The 3,483-nt window shown below is 67.9% G+C and carries 1 protein-coding gene and 2 pseudogenes; 1 reads left to right on the top strand and 2 read right to left on the bottom strand.

Annotation, left to right across the window (positions count from 1 at the left end):
• Positions 1 to 524: 524 nt before the first annotated feature.
• Positions 525 to 1,222, bottom strand: a pseudogene (locus tag IEZ01_RS34315) (transposase); the annotation flags it as partial.
• 138 nt (positions 1,223 to 1,360) lie between these two features.
• Positions 1,361 to 1,777 (bottom strand): ester cyclase, encoded by a 417-nt coding sequence (locus tag IEZ01_RS34320; protein WP_189205698.1) that lies wholly within the window; start codon positions 1,775 to 1,777, stop codon positions 1,361 to 1,363.
• 1,232 nt (positions 1,778 to 3,009) lie between these two features.
• Between IEZ01_RS34320 and IEZ01_RS34325 the strand changes: the two are divergent.
• Positions 3,010 to 3,401, top strand: a pseudogene (locus tag IEZ01_RS34325) (GNAT family N-acetyltransferase); the annotation flags it as partial.
• Positions 3,402 to 3,483 lie beyond the last annotated feature (82 nt).

Here is a 3,483-nt window from a genome sequence, read left to right on the forward strand (position 1 = left end):
ACGCCCCTTCCGCCGCCCGCCCCAGGCGGGGGTGGGCCACGGCCTCGATCAGCAGCGGGCGGGCCCGACGGTCGCCCGCCCCAGTCGGCGTAGGGGCGGGGCCGCCGTGATGCTGCGACCGGTCAGCCGACGGTCACCGACCAGCCGCCGCGTTTGGGCAGCAAAGCGTTCAGGCGCATCGACGGGCGGCGTTCAAGGACCACGAGCCGGGCACCGCGGCGGTGATGGAGTCCGAGCGGCGGCTGGAGAACCTGATGCGGCCGCTGTTCAAGCACCTGCGTCCGGCGAGGAGCTCGAGCGTCGCCTGAAGGCTTAGCGCGACGTGGGCGAGGCCCCTGCCCCCGGAGGTCGCAGATCGGACGGCTTAAGGCCCAGGTCGCCGAACTCAAGGAACGGATCGCGAAACGGGACGCGGTCTGGCCGAGCTCGCCGCGTTCAAGACGCTGGCCGTCTCCCGGCTCACAGCCCAGCACGAGGAGATCCAGCGGCTGACGCAAAAGGCCGCCCAGGACGACAACGTCCGCCGCCTGCCCGGTACGGATCAGTGTCCGGCGTCCGCGCCGGTAGGTCTTGGGCAACTGGGCCAGGGCGAGTTGGGTGGTGATGATGTGGTCGGCGGCGGTGTTGGAGCCCGCGTTGCCGGGCCGCAGCAGGGCGGCGACCGGCTCCCCGCTGCCGCCCGGGCCGTGGTCGACGAAGCCCATCAGCGGATGATGGCCGTAGGTCTTCTTCCAGGTCGCGGCGGCATCCTGTTTCTCGGAGTGCGCCAGGACGAGCACGCCGTCCAGGTCCACGGTCACCTGCCCGCCGGCGTCCGGGGCGGCCTCGCCCGCCAACCGCCGGACTCGGGCGCGTACTTCGGTGCGGGCCGCACGGATCGCCGCCAGAGCGTGTGTGCCGCCCGACGCCAGAGTGTCGATCAGGCGCGAGACGGTCGGGTCGGAGGCGACCCGGCCGAACACGAAGGGCTCGGCCCGCAGCATCGCCACATCGGCCAGGCAGTCTCCGCCGAGCGCGACCGCGAGCGCCACATCCAGCAGGATCTTGCCCGGATCGTGGACCGCACGCGGCTTGCGCCACGGTGCCGGCGCCGCCGATATCGCTGTATCCAGACCGGACTTACGGACGGTCTCCAGCAGCAGCACGGCACCTGCCTGCGAGACCACCGCCCGGCCACCACCCTCGACCGGACACGCGGGTATGACCCGATACGCTTCTTCACCTGGAAAGTGCCTCCGACGAACGCGGGAACAAGGGCCTCAACAATCCTTATTCTCGCTGGTCAGAGGCGCTTTCTGCTGCGCTGATCACCTGCCGGACAGCCCGCTCGATGAAAGCCCGAGGCCAACCGCCCCCGAGCTCAAGAAGCCAGGCCGAGCTGTTGCATCAAGCTGAGGACGTTCCAAGCATCCCAGATCTCGGCGACCCTCCCGCTCTCGAAGCGATAGATCGCCTCCGCTTCAATCGCAATTGACTTGCCAGTTGGCTCCATGCCCATGATCTCGCCGCTGTTGGTTCCGCGCACCATGTAGCGAATCGCGACCCGATCGCCTTCCCCGAAGCAGTCTTCAACCGTAGTGGTCAAGTCTGGGAAGGCAGTCCGGTAGGCGGTGATCCTCGCCCGGATACCCTCTTGTCCACGCGTCTCATACGGTTCATCCGGATGGTGCTGGACGAGATTGGAACTGAAGATCTCCGGAATCGCCGCGTAGTCGCCGCGAGTGAACACGTCCTCGAACGCACGCCGGGCCGTTTCCTTGTTACTCACCTCAGACATGATCGCCTCCTGAGAGAGCCTCTACTCCAAGTCTCCTCGACCACAGAGGCCGCCCGCAAATTCCCCAGTTGATCTTGAGGGTGACCGGCGGGCGAGCAGGCCGGTCCCCCACCTGGGCTTTGCCCTCGCCGCCAACGGCAAGTGCGAGGACTCCGTTCGGCGCACCAATGCCTTCGCGGCCCCCTAATTAGGCGGCAGTCGCAAAAATTACCCAGCGCCAAGGGGGACAAATGACCACACTTCTCTACTACCCGCTGACCAAGCCTCCGCCAAAAGTGGTCCACGAAGCCTTGCTGTACTGGGACGGCCTCAAATGAGCACCGCAGCAGTCGGAGCCCTGGTCCTCCCAGACCTCGGATGGGTAGCCGGAATCGCCGGAAGCATCGGGTTCAATATCGCCACTCGCGAGATTCGTCCTGCGATCCAGAAAAAGCAAGAGCACCCATTCAGCTACCTCCGGCTCGTCGAGAAAGAACTGCGGTAGCAGCGGCTGCGCTTCCCTCGCGGTAGCTCCTGCCGTGACCGAATTACTGGAGAGCGGGAGTTGCCGAGCGTTTCGCCACGGAGTTCGCGCGCAACGTGGGGGCACTCGACGAAGCCTCGACAACGTGGGCGCATCGGGTGCTGCGGGTACCTCCGGAGCGATGGTCACGAGCGGTTCCCATTGGGTGTGCCAGCGGTGTCCGGGCCGTGCTCCATGCGGGAAGAGGGGCGGCCGGTGGCGATGGGGGACGCCTCCGGGCCGTCCCGCCTCCGACCACAGGGCGGGAGTCGTGCCGTCCCGGGCCCCACCGCCCGAGAGGCACCGCGCGCAGCCGAGATCTGCGTGCGATCCCCGCCCACGCGCTCACGCGAGATCACCCGCCGCACGCCGCTCGTCCAACGTCCTCGCTACCCGCAGAACAACGTGTCGCGGAACCGTCCACGTCCGCGATCCGCCTGGCCACCGCAGCACGTACGCGCTCCGCTCGATGTCGGACAGCACCGCCACACGGCCGGACTCATCGAACGTGACTGGGCTTGATCCGCTTTGACGGACATCGGAGATCAGGGGCTTCGGTCCCGGAAGGATGATGTCCATCATGGAGAGCATGGGGAAGAAGAAGCCGCGTCCTCGCCGCTCGTTCACGCCGGAGTTCAAGGCCGAGATAGTCGAGCTGTGCCGGCGTGGTGACCGCTCGGTCGGCCAGGTCGCCGAGATCGTCGCCAGCGACCACCGCCACGGCGGACACCGGCACGGCACCGAACCTGGTTCGTGGCCGTTCTCGCGTACGCGGACGGGCATCCGGTCGGCTACGCGTACGGCAACCGCATCGAGCACGGTGACCGGTACTGGCAGCGCACCACCCCGGCGCCGGCCGAGGAGTACACCGGGCGTCCCGCGCTGGCGCTGAAGGAGATCGGCGTACGCCCCGCGTGGCGCGGCACCGGCGCCTCCCGGCGCATCCATGACGCTCTCCTCGCCGCTCGCGACGAGCCATTCGTGACGCTCATGGTCAACCCGGCCGCTGGTGAAGGGAAGGTACACGCCCTCTACCGGTCATGGGGGTACGAGGACATCGGGCAAAGTCAGCCATCACCGGCCTCGCCACTCCTCACCGTGATGATCCGCCCCATTCGCTGACCGGCGCGTCCCGGCGCATCCCGGCCGACGAGAAGAGCGCGCACCCCGGCGCGCAGGCCACCCAGCTCACCCTTCTGTGAGC

Origin of the sequence: Streptomyces purpureus (genome assembly GCF_014648195.1) — a bacterium.
In the GTDB taxonomy this organism is placed as follows: domain Bacteria; phylum Actinomycetota; class Actinomycetes; order Streptomycetales; family Streptomycetaceae; genus Streptomyces; species Streptomyces purpureus.

Coding starts and splice junctions, on each gene's coding strand:
- IEZ01_RS34320 (WP_189205698.1), bottom strand. CDS start 1,777: ATGTCTGAGGTGAGTAACAAGGAAACGGCCCGGCGTGCGTTCGAGGAC.